The following is a 15,782-nucleotide window of genomic DNA, read 5'->3' as shown; positions in this document are numbered from 1 at the left end:
GTGTGCCGGTTGTCCGGTCCGTTCTCCGGCGGGTCGGGGGGTCGTCGGTCGTCCAGTTCCGGATTCCTCAGGCACGCGGGTCGTCATCCTCCGAGAATACGTTCGGTGCTGTGGCCTGCCACGACGCGGGACTTCCGACGAGGTCGTCCCGTACGCGTCCAGGTCCTGGACTCTTCTCAGCCATCTGCCGACACCCTTCCCTTGCCGCCTGGTTCACGGCTCAATACCAGAGTTCGAACGCACGAACCGGGTGGTCGCGCGTGTGACCACTTGTCCCTCTCGGCACCCTGGGAGCCGCCGGCATGTGTAAGGACCACGCAGACACCCACGACAGCGCGATCGCCCGACGAGGTCTTCTGGTGACGGGAGCCGCCGCCGCGCTTACGTTGAGCACCGTGAGCTTCGCGAACGCGACACCTTCCGGATCTTCCGGATCTTCCGGCGACGCCCCGGCCGACGACCGGACCAGAACCGTCCGCGGCACGCTGCCGCCCGGCTCGCCCGACTTCGTCCATCTGCCCGTGGAAATACCGCGCGGCGTCCGCGAGATCCATGTCGCCTACTCCTACGAGCGCCCCGCCATGCCGGCCGGCACCCAGGGCAACGCCCTCGACATCGGCATCTTCGACGAGCGCGGCACCCGGCTCGGCGGCAAGGGCTTCCGCGGCTGGTCGGGCGGCGCCCGCACGGAGTTCTTCCTGCGCGCCGACGCGGCCACCCCCGGCTACCTCCCGGGCCCGGTGAACGCGGGCACCTGGCACATCGCGCTCGGCCCGTACACCGTCGCCCCCCAGGGCCTGGCGTACGAGGTGACGATCACCCTGCGGTTCGGCGCCCCCGGCGAGACCCCGAAGCCCGTGTACCCGCCGGAGCGCGCCAAGGGCCGCGGCCGGGCCTGGTACCGCGGCGACTGCCATATCCACTCCGTCCACTCCGACGGCAGGCGCACGCCCGCCGAGATCGCCGCGCTCGCCAGGGCCGCGGGTCTCGACTTCATCAACACCAGTGAGCACAACACGCATTCCGCGCACAGCGCCTGGGACGGCCTGTGGGGTGACGACCTGCTGATCCTCACCGGCGAGGAGGTCACCACCCGCAACGGGCACGTGGTGGCACTCGGCATGGACGGCGGTACGTTCATCGACTGGCGCTACCGCGCCCGCGACAACCGCTTCGGCCACTACGCCCGCGAGATCCGCCGCGCCGGCGGTCTGGTCGTCCCCGCCCATCCGCACGCCACCTGCATCGGCTGCAACTGGAAGTTCGGCTTCGCCGACGCCGACGCGGTGGAGGTGTGGAACGGCCCCTACACGGTCGACGACGAGGTCTCCCTCGCGGACTGGGACAACACCCTGGTCTCCGCGGCCCGTTCCGGCCGGCCCTGGACCCCCGCGATGGGCAGCAGCGACTCCCACCGCGACCCGGACCCCATCGGCACCCCGCAGACCGTCGTCCTGGCCGACGACCTCACCCGCGACGCCATCCTCGCCGGTATCCGCGCGGGCCACAGCTATGTCGCCGAGTCCTCCTCGGTCTCCCTGACCTTCGGCGCGGCGGGCGGCCCGGGCAAGCACGCGGGCATCGGCGACCGGCTGCGCGTCCGCGACGACGAACCGGTGACGGTACGCCTTGAGGTCACCGGCGCCCCGGGCCGCACCACCCACTTCGTCACCGACCAGGGCACCCTGCACACCACCACGCTCCCGGCCTCTGGCACGGGCACGGTGGAATGGCACACCACCCCGGCCTACGCCACGTACGTACGCGCGGAGATCCGCCACGCCCCGACGACACCGGGCTTCCCGGGCGCGCTCGCGGCGTTCACGAACCCGGTGTTCCTCGGGGAGTGACGACACCCCGCACGGGATGCCCGGCCGACACCCACCGGGGACGGGTGTCGGCCGGGCCCCCTGCTGGGGTAAGGGGCTTTACCGGGTCGCGCCGCCGGGCCACAGGACGGTGACGGGTACACCTACGCGTGCCGCGTACGCCACGACATCGGCGGTGCCACCGAATCCCCGGGCCGGCAGACCGTCCCAAACGGCGAGTACGACGTCGGAGAGGCCGACGAGGATCTCGCTTCCCGCCTGATGTGCCTCCGAGGTGGATTCGGTCATGCCCGTGTGGTGAGTATCGGAGGCACTGGAGAACAACGAGTCGTACTCAGCGTGATGCCAGTCGGGTAGGCCTTGGCGGTACCGCGCCGCCGGGATGACGACCTCGATGCGCCCACCGGCGTCCAGGACGGCTTGAGCCCACCATGTGTCCGGGCCGTCGGCGATACAGCTGATCGCGACGAGGTCGCGTACGTCGAGCGTGGCGATCTGTTCGGCGAGTATGGCCTTTACTTGCTGCTCGATCTCCTTGGACAGACCGCGATGTCCGGTGATGCCCACGCGCATGGTGCGCCCCCTACAGGTATGCGGTGTGGCTGGTTATCGAAGCATGCCCTCTTTGAGAGCCACGGTAGGGAGGTCGGTGCATCCCGCGGGCAGGGCGGTCGTCATACGCCGCCACCAGCGGTCGTCCGGCGGGAGCGTGTTCCCGTAGGCGTACCCCACCGGCTCTTGGCCGCGGTACGCGATGACGGCCTCCCATCCGGGCTCGGACGCATGCCGGGCCAGCCGCTCGCCCTACCGTCCATCAAGTTCCCCCGTCGTGGGGGTGACGCGGTTCGATGCCAATTGAGTGTCACGCGTTGTCCCTTCGACTGTCATGGGCGTACTCGTCCCACGCCCTGGAGAACGAACTGGACGGCGCGGCGGCGTGAAGCCTGACGCCGAAGTCGCCGAGCAATCTGGTGACGCGCGGGTGACGGGTGAAGACGCCTGAGGGGATGGATTGTGCTGTGCCGATGGCGAGTTCGATGTCGCCTTGACCGAGTTGAGCGTGGGCCAGCCGTGCGGTGACGATGGCGCGGTCCCGCTGCATATAGGGGCGCAGCAGGAACAGGCTGCGGTGGGCATGAGCTTCGGCCCTTTCGAAGTTCCCCAGGCTGAGATGTGCGGAGAGGGCGAGTTCTTCGATCTCTCCTTGATCACGGACCGCGGTCATCCATACAGGCCGGGAGGCGTTCGGATCTGCGCGGTCGAGTGCCTCTCGGGCGTGGCCGATGGCACGCCTCACATCTGTGGCGTTGCCGACAAGGCCGTGAATGACGGCATGGCGGGCGTGGCCGAGCGAGGCGAAAAGCGGGTCGCGGCGGGCGATGGGCAGGCCGCGTGCCACGTCGTTGGCCGCCACGGCGTCCGCTGGGCGCCCGAGATGCCGGTACAGGCTGCCCGCGTGGGACCAGATGCGGAACTGGATGGTGCTGTCACCGGACATGGCGGCGAGGCCGGCTGCCCGGTCGAAGTGGTTCTGAGCCTCGTCGAAGCGGCGTCCGTCAATCGCGGCCCACATGGCGCTGGAGATGAAGGAAGCCGCGCAGGCATACAGGGCACTCCTTACCCGCTGGCTTGCGGTGCCGCGTTCTTGAAGAGCCAGGGCTTCGGCAGCGAGGGAGGAGGCTTGAGTCTCGATGGTGAGTCGGCCGCCGTACTGCTGATCGCTCACGATAAGAGCGGAGAACTTGCTCAACAGCCGCTCCACGTCGCCCGCTCCGACGCGTCGTTGCACGGAATGGCCATGGGCGGGGGTGGCAGAGGCAGCAGTCAGAGCGATTCCGGCCGATGCACTGATGAAGTGGCGGCGAAGCACACGGTCCTCCATTGGTCCCGATGGCGGGGGAGATTTTTCACCCCGGGGCGCGAATCCCAGTTCGGTGATCCGACAGTTGAAGACTGTCTCCAACGCTTCCCTCTGCCGCGAATGGGGCCAGCGAGTTTTTCCGGTCAGCCAGTTGCGTACGGTGCGGTCGCTCACGGTCCCGGCATGGCCGAGGGCACGCAGATAGGCGTTCACCGCTTCGGCTAATTCGTTCTGGGTGAAACCCGCTTCATCCATGCGGCTCATGAGCTTCTGGTTGCCCTCCACCGTTTCACCGTAGCCAGTCATGCCGCTGAGGCAGAAGCGGACAACTGTGAAATTTCCGGTCGGCTCCGCCGCGTGCCGTTCCGGCTTTTCCTCCCCCCTGTGCCCGCCCGGTCGTTCACTGATGCACAGCCACCACTACGGAGGGTGGCGACGCGATGACGGAAGGCACAGCACCAACGTGTGCGAGCAAGCCCCTCGAACGGCGGCCCGTACGGCCGAACTTGAGGCCACGGTCCACAGCGGCGGCTTCTGGCGCCTCGTGCCCGAATCCGTTCCCCGGATGTACGACCCGGTGACAAGGGCGCTCCTGGAGCGCGTACTCCACGAACTGAGGCGAGAGGCGGAATGACACACAGCAAGGCGCGGAAGGTCCTGGCCCAGCTGACAGAAGAGTTCGGGACGGACGGCCTCCTCGCCATCCCGAAGTGCCCCGGAGGAGAAAACACCGACCTCGTACCCGGGTCGGCACTGCGCTGGCCCCCGTGTGAATGCGGGCATTCCCTGTGCCCCGATTACGGGCCCCCCGAGTGAGAGCGCGATCGGCACCGGGAGCACCGGCGCCCACAACCCATGGCGACCGCATCGGGTCAGGGTCGCATCACCGTCTCCGGACGGTACGTATACGCCCGTTCCGGCCGGACTCCCGGCGAAGGAATCGCCGACCGGAACGGGTCGGGCCACAAGGGCCCAGCACTGCACCAATCGGCTCGCCCGGACAGACCGGGCGTCGATAAGGCACAGGAGGTCACCATGCGACACCTGATGGAGCCGGTCAAGGCCGGCGGAGAGGACACCGGCGAGGACGACGGCAAGGGCGGCAGCCCTTCCGGCGGCTGCGGAGACGGCGACGGCTGCGGCCGGAAGTAACGACACATCGTTGAACCGGGCGGCCCCGCGCATCAGGGCGGGGCCGCCTGCCGAACGTCAAGGAGAGAAGTGGCACCGCACCACCACGCGTACGTATGGCTCGGCCACGGAGACGTATTGGTGAAGCCGGGCGACGCCCACCGTCGCGCGGGACACCCGGAATTCCCCTCCGCGCAGGTGATGCCCCTCGAAAGCGCGGACTGGCTGCTCAAATCCGCTGCCCGGATCGAGGCGACGTTCGCCGAGCCGAATGAGGCCGCGGACTGGTACGCCGAGCAACTGGCCGATCACACCGGGACCTTCGTCGGTACGTACGCTCCGACCGCCGACCGCGACGAGATCGTACGGCGTTTGGCGGCCGGCGATGACGTCGTGGGGGGATGGTGGGTAACCGGCGGCCGGTTCCTCTCCGTCAATCTGGTCGCGTGCGGTCCGCACCGGCTGCGCCGGAAATACCCCTGTCCGGCGCGATAGCGGAGCTGTGCATTGCTATTGGCCCAACGCCTCGCTTCCCGCTCCTCCCCTCGCCCCGGCGCGTCCGTTACACCCTCGAACGGGCCATTTGAGCCGGGTCAATAGGCGACGCCTATGCCTTGATCGACAGGAAGAATGAATACTAGTCAGACTCGACATCGGCACTCCAGCAATACCATCTCGGCCATCAAACGTGGCCGAATTACAACTGGTCACGCCAACCGGCACCATGACTACTATTCACGTCGTCCCGAGAAAGAGCGGAGGTGAAAGTCATGCGCCACGAATACTGATTCTGATGCGCTTTCGATTCGTGTATACGGCCCCACCCGGGGGTCGTATGCACGCCGACAGGAAAAGGATTGACGCCCGATGACCGGGATGGAGACACCGTGACCGGCTTCGTCTTTGATCCGCTTGATGACGACTATTTGGAAAACCCTTATCCAGTACTTTCAGAACTGCGGCAACGCCATCCGGTGCATTGGCACGAAGGCATGCAGTCATGGATTGTTTCCCGCTATGACGACTGTCTGGAAATTTTACGCAACGCGGATGTCTTCTGCGCGGATCCACGAAGAATAGGCCAGGAGCTGCCCCGGCCCAGGGTCAGCATTCAGACGCTCGACGGAACAGAGCATGCCCGAATCCGTAACATTATTGTCTCCGCACTCCAGCGCATAGATCCATCTCTCACCCATGATCACACCGGCGATCTGCTGAAGCAGCTGATCGGGGGTCATGGCGGAATCGACAATCTTGATTTTGTGCAAGATATCGCGGTGCCGGTAACGACGCGAGCTACGCTCTCACTATTCGGACTCGGTCCAGCTGCGGAAGACCGGGTTGCCGATGCTTCCACTGCCATCGTGCGGAGCATGATGCATGGCCTGATCCCCGAAGGGAAAGCAGCCGGCCTGCGCGAGCGGGAAATAGTCACGAGCGTCCTCGACGCATGGTATGGAAAATCGGATGAGGGACTTCTCGGAATTATTCACGGCATGCCAGAAGCCACCTCGATCGACCGCGAGGCTCTGCTGAATTCCCTGCGTGTTGTGCTACTCGCCGGGATCAATTCAACGCAGCGACTTCTTGCGCTGTCCATGCGCACCTTGCTGTCTCACGAGGGCGGTCTTCAGTATTTTGTTGCCACCCCGTCCAAGTATCAGGCGCTCAATGAACTCGTTCGTTACGAAGGTAGCGCCCAGTCCGCCGCGCGTTTCTGCTCGAAGCCTACTTCTCTGCATGGGCAACAGCTCCGGAAAGGGGACAGTGTCATCGCACTCCTGGGATCCGCGAATCGCGATGAGAGACGCTTCCAGGACGCGGACACACTGATCCTGGACCGACGTCCGAATCCCCATCTCGGTTTTGGCCGCGGCGCGCATGCTTGTCTAGGCATTTCGCTCGCCCAGTCCATTGGATGCGGCGTTCTTGAGATGCTCGGAACGGATTATCCCAAGGCAAGATTGACGGGACCAGCAGTAGTGGAGAGGAACCCCGCCCTGCGCGGACTGAACTCCTTGCCGGTGAGTCTGACGTGACACATCCGGATCGAGACGAGGGAATCGCAATCGCAAGTCCGGACAGCGTCAATCGGAGGTGGTGGGACCATATCGCGGACGAGCACGCGTCCAGCGCCTACTACGGCATCGAGGGATTCCTCGCCGGGAATCTGAGCCTTGACGACCGTGAACGCGGTGAAGTGGCGGCTGCGATCGGTGACGTGGCCGGTGTCCGACTGCTCCATCTTCAGTGCCATATCGGGTTGGACACCCTCTCCTGGGCCCGGCTGGGTGCCGTGGTCACCGGCCTCGATTACTCGCCTGCCGCGATCAGGATCTCCAGAGGACTGGCCGATGAGGCGGGTTTTCCCGCCGCGTTCCGAGTCGCGGACGCACAGCGGCTGCCGACTGATCTCGCGGGTGAATTCGACGTGGTATTCGCCTCCTACGGCATCTTCTACTGGATCGCCGATATCGATGCGTGGATGCGGTCCGCGGCCACCGCGCTGCGTCCGGGCGGAAAACTTGTCGTAGTGGAAACCCACCCCTTGGTGCAGATGTTCCAGTCGGTCGACCCCGCCCATGCCGATTTTCCGTACGGTGGCGCGAAGCCGTGCCACCGGCAGGTATCGTCCACGTATTCAGGACTCGAAGTCCCCCGCGAACAGAGCGGGACGGTCGGATACGCCCATGGGATCGGTGAAATAGCCACCGCAGCCGCCGGAGCAGGACTGCGAATCGACGCGCTTACTGAATACATGGACCGGGCCGAGGCTTCGCCACGCGCGGGAAATCCACTCACCCGGAACGCTGATGGTCGCTACCAGCTTCTGATCGGCGGGGAGGCGCTTCCCGTCTCGTACAGTTTGCGGGCGACACGGCACACGACAGGGCACGGGAAATAGTGGCCGCCACGAAAATCGTTTCCAGGCTGGCCGACAAGGTTCGCTCGGGGCTTCCCCTCACACGCGAGTTGGCCGTCCTGAGCATCGCCGGATTCGTCACGACGCTCGGTATCGGCATCCTGGCACCCACACTTCCCTTGTTCGCGCGCAGCTTCGGAGTGGGAAACGCCAGCACGGCGGCCGTCATTTCTGCCTTCGCGTTGGCTCGGCTCGTGTGCGGGCTGTTGGTAGGGCGCCTGTCGAATCGTGTGGGAGCACAGCGCGTAATGCTGTGGGGACTTGGAATCCTCGCCGTCTCCAGCGCCCTGGCCGGCTGGTCGAACTCTTATCTCATGCTGTTGACCATGCGGGCCATCGGGGGGGTCGGCTCCGCCATGTTCAGTGTGAGCGGACTGACCCTGGTCGCACGCCATGCCCCCGCCTCGGGTCGCGCCAGGGCCACCGGCACCTACATCGGTGCGCTCCTGCTCGGCGCCGCGTTCGGCCCGGCGGCAGGTATTCCGTTCGCGGCGATTTCTGTCAGGGCACCGTTGTTCGGCTACGCGGTGATGGCAGGAATTTCGCTCGCGATTGTCTACTTCGGATTGTCACGTAAAGGGAGTCGTACTTCCGTACCGAGCAGCGACCAGGAGGCCGTGTCTCTCCGAGAGGCTCTGCGCAAGCGTTCCTACCGTGCCGTCGTGGGAGTGAATTTCGCGTCGACGTGGGCTCTCGGGGTACGTAGTTCACTGATACCCCTGTACATGATCGAGCGTCTGCACGAACGACCCGAGTTGGTCGGTGTGGCACTTTTTTCGAGCGCGGCGACCAATGTGATCGTGCTGCCACCGAGTGGAAAACTCGCCGACCGTAATGGGCGACGCCCGGTTCTGCTCACCGGATGCGCCATCGCCTTCATCGGCCTGCTTCTCATTGCCTGCCTTCCGAATACCGTGTCGCTATTCATCGGACTTTTTCTTTTCGGTGCTGGAGCAGGGATCATCGAGCCGCCGAGCGGAGCGGTTCTGGCTGACGTTTCCGTGGGTAAAAACAATATGCCGGTCGCCCTGTACTCCATGGCCGGCGACATGGGAATGATTCTGGGCCCGTTGGCCATGGGAGCGCTCGTGGATGCGCTGTCCTTCACATGGGCGTTCACGGCGACCGCTGTTGTCATGGCGGCTGCGCTGGCGCTGGTCTCCCGTATGCCGTCTGTCCGGCCTCAGCAGAGTCGTCAGAGTCCTTGAGCTCGGTCGCTGTTCAACTCCGTGGGTCGAACTCCCCTTCAACTGGCGGACCCTCAACCGGCGGACCGTCGGTTTCTCGGCAGCCGGGGCAGTTGCCTGGCTCCGGTGCACGGAAGGCGTGGTCGCAGCGGTCGCAGTTCTGGAGGGGGACGACGCGTGGTCGGGCCGGTACGGCGGGGAGTGGCGGGGGCAGCAGGGTGGTGAGGCGGTGGGCGAGTAGGGCCGCTGGGGAGTGGATGGGGTCTTGCGGGAGCAGGCCGGTCAGGGTGCGCTGCACGGCGGCGGATTCGATCCCACGCTCCAGCCAGGCCGATACGGCGCCCGCGAGGCGGCGGACATCCCGTTCGGAGAGGACCAGTCGCGGGTCGTGGCGTCGGAGTCCGGCGAGGATTTCGGTGGCGGTGCGGTGGCGGGTGAGGTCGGGATGGCCGGGCTCGGGAAGGGGCGGAGCGGGCGACGGAGTCCGGGCCGGGGAACGGGTGTTGGCCGGCGCGGACGTGGTGGCGGGAGCCGGGGCCGGGGCGACGCTCGGCGTCGGCGTCGGCTTCCGCGTCGGCATCGGCTTCGGCGCGGTCGGCTGCTGGATCACGGCCTGCGGCATGTCGTACGCCACCGTCCTCGTCACCCAGCGGCCTTGCGGGGTGCGTTCCCTCGTACGGCTGAGATAGCCGTACGCCTCCAGCTGCCGCAGCCCCTTGGCGATCGTCACCTCGCCCTCCTGGAACCGCGCGGCGAGGCTCTTGATACCGACATTCACCCCGTCGGGCAGGGACTGGATGTACACCCCGAGACCCAGCGCGACCAGCGACATTTCCTCGTGCTGGGCGAGGTGGTTGCCGATCACGGTGAACTTGTCGGTGTGCCGGTGCCGTTGATGAGCCACCCCGGACGGGGGAACGGTCGCCGGAATGCCGGACTGGGCGTGCGAGGGCGCGTTAAGCTGCTGAAGAGCCATCGGGAAGGTCATTTCTTCCTGGGTGGTCAGGCCCTCGATCGGGATGCCAGTCCCGGCCGGGGGCCGAACTTGTTTTTGGGTTGCGTCGCTGAGCGTAACCACACCAACACACCACCAATGACCAGATGTTGCCATCTTCACCCGTGCGAGTGACGAGGACCGCCGGGGGAAGAGGGGGTGGTTGGGAGGGGTTCTTACCCGGGTTCTTGAGAGCTTTTTACGTCCCGGGCCACCGGGTCCTCGTCCACCGGGTCGTGGAAACCTCGATCCGGTGGGCACGCGGAGATCCCGCCGTGCGCTACGGACGTCCCTCCCGCTGTCCGGTCCACTGTCCGGTCCACTGTCCGGTCCGCTGTCCGGTCCATTCCGCGAGGGCGCCCCGCAGGCCCGCCGGGTCCGGGCGGTCTGCCGCCCAGGCGATATAGCCGTCGGGCCGGATGAGCAGCGTTCGCGTGGTGCTGTGGGCGAACTCCGCGTACAGCGACGGCCCGTCGTCCGGCACCACCGACCGTACGCGTGCGTCCCCGCGCGGTCCCACCGCCACGAACCGGCCCGCGCGCAACGCCTCGTACAGCCGTCCGGACGACAGCGCCAGGTCAGGGGCGCGTCTGCCGACCAGCGGGTGGGCGCCGCGCGGGGCGGGATACGCGATGCCGATGCCGGTGACCACGCGCATCACGCGGTCGCCGAACGGGACGGCCCGGAACAGCAGTCGGGAGCCGGCCGACCGCAGGGCGCGCAGGGGGGCCGACCGGGTCAGCGCGAACCGGGTGATGATGCCGCTGGCCCGCAGCACCAGGGCGCCGACCGGGTGGCGCTCCGACTCGTACGTGTCGAGCAGCGCGTCGCCCGCCCGGCGCGCGAGCACGGCCGACAGCTTCCAGCTGAGGTTCGCGGCGTCCTGAAGGCCCGTGTTCATGCCCATGCCGCCGGCCGGGGAGTGGACATGCGCGGCGTCGCCCGCGAGGAGGACGCGCCCCACGCGGTAGTGCGGCACCTGCCGTTCGTCGCTGTGGAAGCGGGAGATCCAGCGCGCGTCGTGCATGCCGTAGTCGGAGCCGAGCGCCCCCCGGGCGGCTTCCCGCACCTCGTCGAGATCGGCGGGCGCGCTGTCGGGGAGCTGCCGGGCGCGGCTCCAGCCCATGACGCGGTACCAGCCGTCGCCGAACGTGCCGATCAGCGCCAGGTGGTCGCCCTCGGCGTTGGCGATCAGCGGGGCGGGCGGTGTCTCGGTCAGCCGGACGTCGGCCAGCACCATCGAACGGATGATGGCGGAGCCCGGGAAGGGCAGTCCGAGGCAGCGGCGGACGGTACTGGAAGCGCCGTCCGTGCCGACGACATAGGAGGCGCGGAGCATGCGGGCCCCGGACCCGGACCCGGACCCGGACCCCAGCCCAGTCCCAGTCCCAGTCCCGGACCCCAGCCCAGCCCCCGCCCCCAACTCCGCCCCGGCCCCCGCCCCAGCCCCGAACGCGCCCCCGGCGTACGCGCCGCAGGCCCGCGCCACCTTCACCTCCGCGCCGTCCTCGTCCTGCCGTACGCCGGTCACCTCGGTGTCGTACAGGAAGGTGACACCGGCCTCGCGGGCGCGCCGTTCGAGCAGTCGCTCCACCTCGTACTGCCCGACGATCAGGACGTAGGGGAAGCGGCTGCGCAACCGGCTCAGATCAATGGACGCCCGCATGAGCAGCCGCAGTTCCCGCACCGGATATCCGCGCGCCACCAGCTCGTCGGCGAGCCCGCGCGCGTCCAGCTGCTCCATCGTGCGGGCGTGGACGGCGAGGGCCCGGGTGAGATTTCCGACGGCTTCCGGGCGGCGTTCGACCAAGGTCACGGAGTGTCCGGCGGTCGCGAGATCCCCCGCGAGCAGCAATCCGGTCGGACCCGCACCCACCACGATCACCTCGGTCATGGCCGTTGCCTCCTCGTCGTCCGTCCCCGCACGGTCACCGTCATACTCATACCCAGTGGTCAACTGGAATCCAGTGCTCCGCGTCACGCGGGTCAGCGGCGGTCCCGATCCTGTCGAGGGCTTGTGCAGACCCCCACTCACTGCTGACGCGCAGCCATCGACAAGGCAGACTGTCGAGGGCGATACCGGCAGTGGCAGGCAGGGGGAGCTATGGAACGTGACGGCGGGCCGCGCGTACCGGAGCAGCGGGCTCCGGTCGTGCCGGGTGACTCCGACGAACTGCGCTTCGGCGTGCTCGGACCGGTACGGGCCTGGCGCGGCGGCGAGCCGGTGCCGCCCGGGTCACCGCAGCAACGCGCCCTGCTCGCGGCCCTGTTGCTGCGCGACGGCCGTACCGCCACGGCCGGTGAACTCATCGACGCGCTCTGGGGCGACGAACCGCCCTCGCAGGCGCTGGCCGCCGTACGGACCTACGCCTCGCGCCTGCGCAAGAAGTTCTCCTCCGGCGTGCTGATCACCGAGGCCGGCGGCTACGCGGTGCGCAACCGGCCGGATCTGCTGGATCTGAACGAGGCTCAGGTGCTGGCCACGGAAGCGGAGAAGGCCCGCGCAGCCGGGGACCGCAACCAGGCCCGCGAGCTGCTCAACAAGTCGCTGGAACTGTGGGACGGCGAGACGCTGGCCTCCGTACCCGGCCCGTACGCGGAGACGCAGCGCGCCCGGCTGGAGGAGTGGCGCCTCCAGCTCACCGAGACCCGGCTCGATCTGGACCTGGAGGTCGGCTGCCACGCGGAGGCCGTCTCCGAGATGACCGTCCTGACCGCCGCTCACCCGCTGCGTGAGCGGCTGCGCGAGCTGCTGATGCTCGCGCTCTACCGCAGCGGGCGGCAGGCGGAGGCGCTCGCCGTCTACGCGGACACGCGCCGGCTGCTCGCCGAGGAGCTGGGGGTCGACCCGCGCCCCGAACTCTCCCAGCTCCAGCAGCGCATCCTCCAGGCGGACGCCGAACTGGCCCGCCCCGTCGAGGAGCCCGCGCCCCCGAACACCTTCATGCGGCCCGCGCAACTCCCGGCGACGGTGCCCGATTTCACCGGCCGCGTCTCCTTCGTACGGGAGCTGGGCAAGCGGCTCTCCACGATCGAGGGGTCCGTGATGGCGGTCTCCGCGCTCGCGGGCATCGGCGGCGTCGGCAAGACGACGCTGGCGGTGCATGTCGCGCACGCGGCGCGGACGTCCTTCCCCGACGGCCAGCTGTATGTGGACCTCCAGGGCGCGGGCACCCGGGCAGCGGAGCCGGAGAACGTACTGGGCTCGTTCCTGCGGGCGCTCGGCACACCCGACACCGCGATCCCCGACTCCCTCGAAGACCGCTCCGCGCTCTACCGCTCGACGCTGGACGGCCGGCGCATCCTGGTCCTGCTGGACAACGCCCGCGACGCCGCGCAGGTCCGCCCGCTGCTGCCGGGTACGGAGGGCTGCGCGGCGCTGGTGACCAGCCGGGTCAGGATGGTCGATCTGGCGGGCGCGCATCTGGTCGACCTCGATGTCATGTCGCCGGAGGAGGCGCTTCAGCTCTTCACCCGGATCGTCGGCGAGGAGCGCGTCACCGCCGAGCGCAAGGCGGCGCTGGATGTCGTCGCGGCGTGCGGCTTCCTCCCGCTGGCCATCCGGATCGCGGCGTCCCGGCTGGCGGCCCGCCGCACCTGGACGGTCTCGGTCCTGGCGGCGAAGCTCGCCGACGAGCGGCGCCGGCTGGACGAACTCCAGGCGGGCGACCTCGCGGTCAAGGCGACCTTCGAACTGGGCTACGGCGCCCTGGACCCGGCCCAGGCCCGCGCCTTCCGGCTGCTCGGCCTCGCCGACGGCCCCGACCTCTCGCTGGCCGCCGCGGCGGCCGTACTGGACCTGCCGCTGCACGACGCGGAGGACCTGCTGGAATCGCTGGTCGACACCTCCCTGCTGGAGTCCGCGGCCCCCGGCCGCTACCGCTACCACGACCTGGTGCGTCTCTACGCGCGTGCGTGCGCGGAACGCGACGAACAGCCGCCCTCGGAGCGGGAGGCGGCGCTCTCGCGGCTGCTGGACTTCTACCTGGCGACGGCCGCGAGCGTATTCGCCCTGGAGCGCCCGGGGGACCGGCTGGTGGACCACCTGGAGCCGACGTCGTACCCGGGCCTGTCCTTCACCGACCGGCACGACGCGCAGGACTGGCTGTACGCGGAGGCCGACTGCCTGCTGGCGTTCGTACGCCAGTGCTCCGGAGCGGCGACGCTGCGGCGCGCGGTGGATCTCCTCTGGGCCTGTGTCGACCTGGCCGAGTCCGGCGCCAACTCCAAGCAGTACGAGGAGGCCGCGGGCGTCCTGCGGAAGTCCGCCCGTGCGGCGGGCGACCAGCGGGCCGAGGCGCGCGCCCTGGTGATTCTGGCCAATGTCCATCAGCTCGTCGGCCGCTTCGAGGAGGCGGACGAGGAGGCGGGTCAGGCGCACCGGCACGCGGAGGCGGCGCAGGACCCGCTGCCCAGCTGCTGGGCGGCGAACGCCCGGGGCGTCATCGCGCTCTTCCAGGGCCGGCACGCCGAGGGCGAGAAGTATCTGACGCGCTCCCTTGAGTGGTTCAGGGCGGCGGGGGACCGCGCCGGCGAGGCGAGCGCCCTGTGCAACCTCTCGCGTATCCGGCTGGCGACCGGACGTACGTCCAGCGCCGTCGCCCTGGCCCAGCAGGGCATAGACATATACGACGGTCTGGGGCACTCCCTGCGCGGCGCGAACGGCCGCTACGCGCTGGGGCTCGCGCTCACCCAGGCCGGGCAGCTCGGCGATGCCACCCAGCGACTCCAGGAGGCGCTGGTCGTCTTCCGGGACAGCCGCCAGCGGCTATGGGAGGGCATGACGCTCTGCCGGCTGGCCGAGGCCGATCTGGAGGGGCACAGGGCGGCGCAGGCCGCGTCCAACGCCGAGATGGCGCTGACGGTCCTGCGCGGCATCGGCGGGGAGTGGCGGCGCGGGAACGTGCTCACGGTCCTGGGCCGGGCGCTGCACGGCATCGGGCAGACCGGGCGGGCCCAGGTCTGCTGGCGCGAGGCGCTGTCCCTCTACGAGGACCTCGGTGCCCCGGAGGCGGCGGGCGTACGCGCGCTGCTGTCACCGGCCGCCGCGGCGTGATCCCGGCCCCAGTGGGGCGTTCATCGTTCGTTTATCGTCACCCGTCACTCTGGTGCACGTCGAGCCGTCGTATCGGGGGGCAGACGGAACGACGCGGACCGGCGCACCACGGTGCCCGGTCCCCGAGGTGCCCGGCCGACGGCTTCCGGGGGAGCCGTCGGACGGGCATCTCTCAGCCCATCACGCACATGTGGATAACAGGGGAGATATCAATCATGGGTGACAAGCAGAAGGAAGAGACGGTACTCAAGCCGAAGGACATCCACGCGACGTCCACCGGCGGCGAGAACACTGTCAAGGACATCCATGCCACAGGCGGCGAAGCCACCACCCAGGGCGACATCCACGCCACGGGCGAGCCTGCCTGACCAATACCTCTTCGACGGGGGGAGACGACCGCGGCGGCGCGGAGGGGGGGCCGCCGCGGTCGTGGCATGTCCGGATTCCACCACCAGGGAGCGGGCCGACGCGCATACGCTTCAAGAGTCCCTGCCGCAAAGGATTTGAGATGACACTCATCAAGCGCATTCTGATCACCACGGCTCTGGCAGCCGCGGCGGCCGCGGGTTCGGCGGCGCCGGCCCTCGCGGCCGGTGGCCATGCCACGGTCGCCTCCCAGGATCACGGCGACGTTCCCGTCGTCACCCCTCAGGACGTTCACGCCACCTGAGTCGGGCGCTCGCGAGGAGGGGGCCGGGCGATATCGCCCCGGCCCCCCCCCCCGCGGCCCCCGCCGACCCCGATCACCCCGCAACTGGGCCCCCACAAAACAAAACCCCCCGCCAGCAGACGGGGCTCCCA

General features: G+C 68.5%; 13 protein-coding genes. 9 read left to right on the top strand and 4 right to left on the bottom strand.

The window, feature by feature from the left end:
• Positions 1–302: 302 nt before the first annotated feature.
• The gene (locus tag AB0M67_RS40540; RefSeq protein ID WP_365753132.1) at positions 303–1,850 is read left to right on the top strand and encodes a CehA/McbA family metallohydrolase; all 1,548 of its coding nucleotides are present in this window, start codon (positions 303–305) and stop codon (positions 1,848–1,850) included.
• Positions 1,851–1,928: 78 nt separating this feature from the next.
• On the opposite strand, the gene AB0M67_RS40535 is transcribed toward AB0M67_RS40540, so the two are convergent.
• Together AB0M67_RS40535 and AB0M67_RS40530 are read right to left on the bottom strand one after the other, a co-directional pair.
• The gene (locus tag AB0M67_RS40535; RefSeq protein WP_365753130.1) at positions 1,929–2,402 is read right to left on the bottom strand and encodes a hypothetical protein; all 474 of its coding nucleotides are present in this window, start codon (positions 2,400–2,402) and stop codon (positions 1,929–1,931) included.
• A gap of 289 nt (positions 2,403–2,691) precedes the next feature.
• Positions 2,692–3,975, bottom strand: a complete 1,284-nt coding sequence (locus AB0M67_RS40530; protein ID WP_365753129.1) for a helix-turn-helix transcriptional regulator — start codon at positions 3,973–3,975, stop codon at positions 2,692–2,694.
• Between the two features lie 178 nt (positions 3,976–4,153).
• Between AB0M67_RS40530 and AB0M67_RS40525 the strand changes: the two genes are divergently transcribed.
• The 5 genes from AB0M67_RS40525 (at position 4,154) to AB0M67_RS40505 (ending at position 8,952) form a co-directional block, all read left to right on the top strand.
• A complete protein-coding gene (locus tag AB0M67_RS40525; protein ID WP_365753128.1) occupies positions 4,154–4,324 on the top strand; it encodes a hypothetical protein in 171 nt (56 codons plus the stop codon).
• Between the two features lie 587 nt (positions 4,325–4,911).
• Positions 4,912–5,316, top strand: coding sequence for a hypothetical protein (locus tag AB0M67_RS40520; protein ID WP_365753126.1), 405 nt, complete (start codon positions 4,912–4,914; stop codon positions 5,314–5,316).
• Between the two features lie 392 nt (positions 5,317–5,708).
• Positions 5,709–6,860: a cytochrome P450 gene (locus AB0M67_RS40515; protein ID WP_365753125.1), complete on the top strand. Its 1,152-nt coding sequence runs from the start codon at positions 5,709–5,711 to the stop codon at positions 6,858–6,860.
• Entirely contained in the window at positions 6,857–7,726 is an 870-nt protein-coding gene (locus AB0M67_RS40510) for a class I SAM-dependent methyltransferase (RefSeq protein ID WP_365753123.1), read from the top strand. Before AB0M67_RS40515 ends, AB0M67_RS40510 begins: the two co-directional genes overlap by 4 nt.
• Positions 7,726–8,952 carry an MFS transporter gene (locus AB0M67_RS40505; protein WP_365753121.1) on the top strand — a complete coding sequence of 409 codons (1,227 nt, stop codon included), beginning with the start codon at positions 7,726–7,728 and terminating at the stop codon, positions 8,950–8,952. Before AB0M67_RS40510 ends, AB0M67_RS40505 begins: the two co-directional genes overlap by 1 nt.
• A gap of 13 nt (positions 8,953–8,965) precedes the next feature.
• Here AB0M67_RS40505 and AB0M67_RS40500 read toward each other — a convergent pair whose 3' ends face one another.
• A complete protein-coding gene (locus AB0M67_RS40500; protein ID WP_365753119.1) occupies positions 8,966–9,907 on the bottom strand; it encodes a helix-turn-helix domain-containing protein in 942 nt (313 codons plus the stop codon).
• 298 nt (positions 9,908–10,205) lie between these two features.
• The gene (locus AB0M67_RS40495; protein WP_365753118.1) at positions 10,206–11,819 is read right to left on the bottom strand and encodes an FAD-dependent oxidoreductase; all 1,614 of its coding nucleotides are present in this window, start codon (positions 11,817–11,819) and stop codon (positions 10,206–10,208) included.
• 210 nt (positions 11,820–12,029) lie between these two features.
• Here AB0M67_RS40495 and AB0M67_RS40490 point away from each other — a divergent pair, with 210 nt between their 5' ends.
• The 3 genes from AB0M67_RS40490 (at position 12,030) to AB0M67_RS40480 (ending at position 15,651) form a co-directional block, all read left to right on the top strand.
• The gene (locus AB0M67_RS40490; protein WP_365753116.1) at positions 12,030–14,981 is read left to right on the top strand and encodes a BTAD domain-containing putative transcriptional regulator; all 2,952 of its coding nucleotides are present in this window, start codon (positions 12,030–12,032) and stop codon (positions 14,979–14,981) included.
• Between the two features lie 215 nt (positions 14,982–15,196).
• Positions 15,197–15,349, top strand: a complete 153-nt coding sequence (locus tag AB0M67_RS40485) for a hypothetical protein (RefSeq protein WP_365753114.1) — start codon at positions 15,197–15,199, stop codon at positions 15,347–15,349.
• A gap of 140 nt (positions 15,350–15,489) precedes the next feature.
• Positions 15,490–15,651, top strand: a complete 162-nt coding sequence (locus tag AB0M67_RS40480) for a hypothetical protein (protein WP_365753112.1) — start codon at positions 15,490–15,492, stop codon at positions 15,649–15,651.
• Positions 15,652–15,782 lie beyond the last annotated feature (131 nt).

The sequence above is a fragment of the Streptomyces sp. NPDC051662 genome (genome assembly GCF_040681655.1).
Taxonomy (GTDB): Bacteria; Actinomycetota; Actinomycetes; order Streptomycetales; family Streptomycetaceae; genus Streptomyces.
Note: the sequence above shows the minus strand (reverse complement) of the source record. Positions and strands in the feature narration are given on the sequence as shown.

Bases quoted from the DNA above. Each gene is read 5' to 3' on its own strand.
- AB0M67_RS40500 (WP_365753119.1), bottom strand. From the start codon at position 9,907: ATGGCTCTTCAGCAGCTTAACGCGCCCTCGCACGCCCAGTCCGGCATT.
- AB0M67_RS40535 (WP_365753130.1), bottom strand. From the start codon at position 2,402: ATGCGCGTGGGCATCACCGGACATCGCGGTCTGTCCAAGGAGATCGAG.
- AB0M67_RS40490 (WP_365753116.1), top strand. From the start codon at position 12,030: ATGGAACGTGACGGCGGGCCGCGCGTACCGGAGCAGCGGGCTCCGGTC.
- AB0M67_RS40495 (WP_365753118.1), bottom strand. From the start codon at position 11,819: ATGACCGAGGTGATCGTGGTGGGTGCGGGTCCGACCGGATTGCTGCTC.
- AB0M67_RS40480 (WP_365753112.1), top strand. From the start codon at position 15,490: ATGACACTCATCAAGCGCATTCTGATCACCACGGCTCTGGCAGCCGCG.
- AB0M67_RS40485 (WP_365753114.1), top strand. From the start codon at position 15,197: ATGGGTGACAAGCAGAAGGAAGAGACGGTACTCAAGCCGAAGGACATC.
- AB0M67_RS40540 (WP_365753132.1), top strand. From the start codon at position 303: ATGTGTAAGGACCACGCAGACACCCACGACAGCGCGATCGCCCGACGA.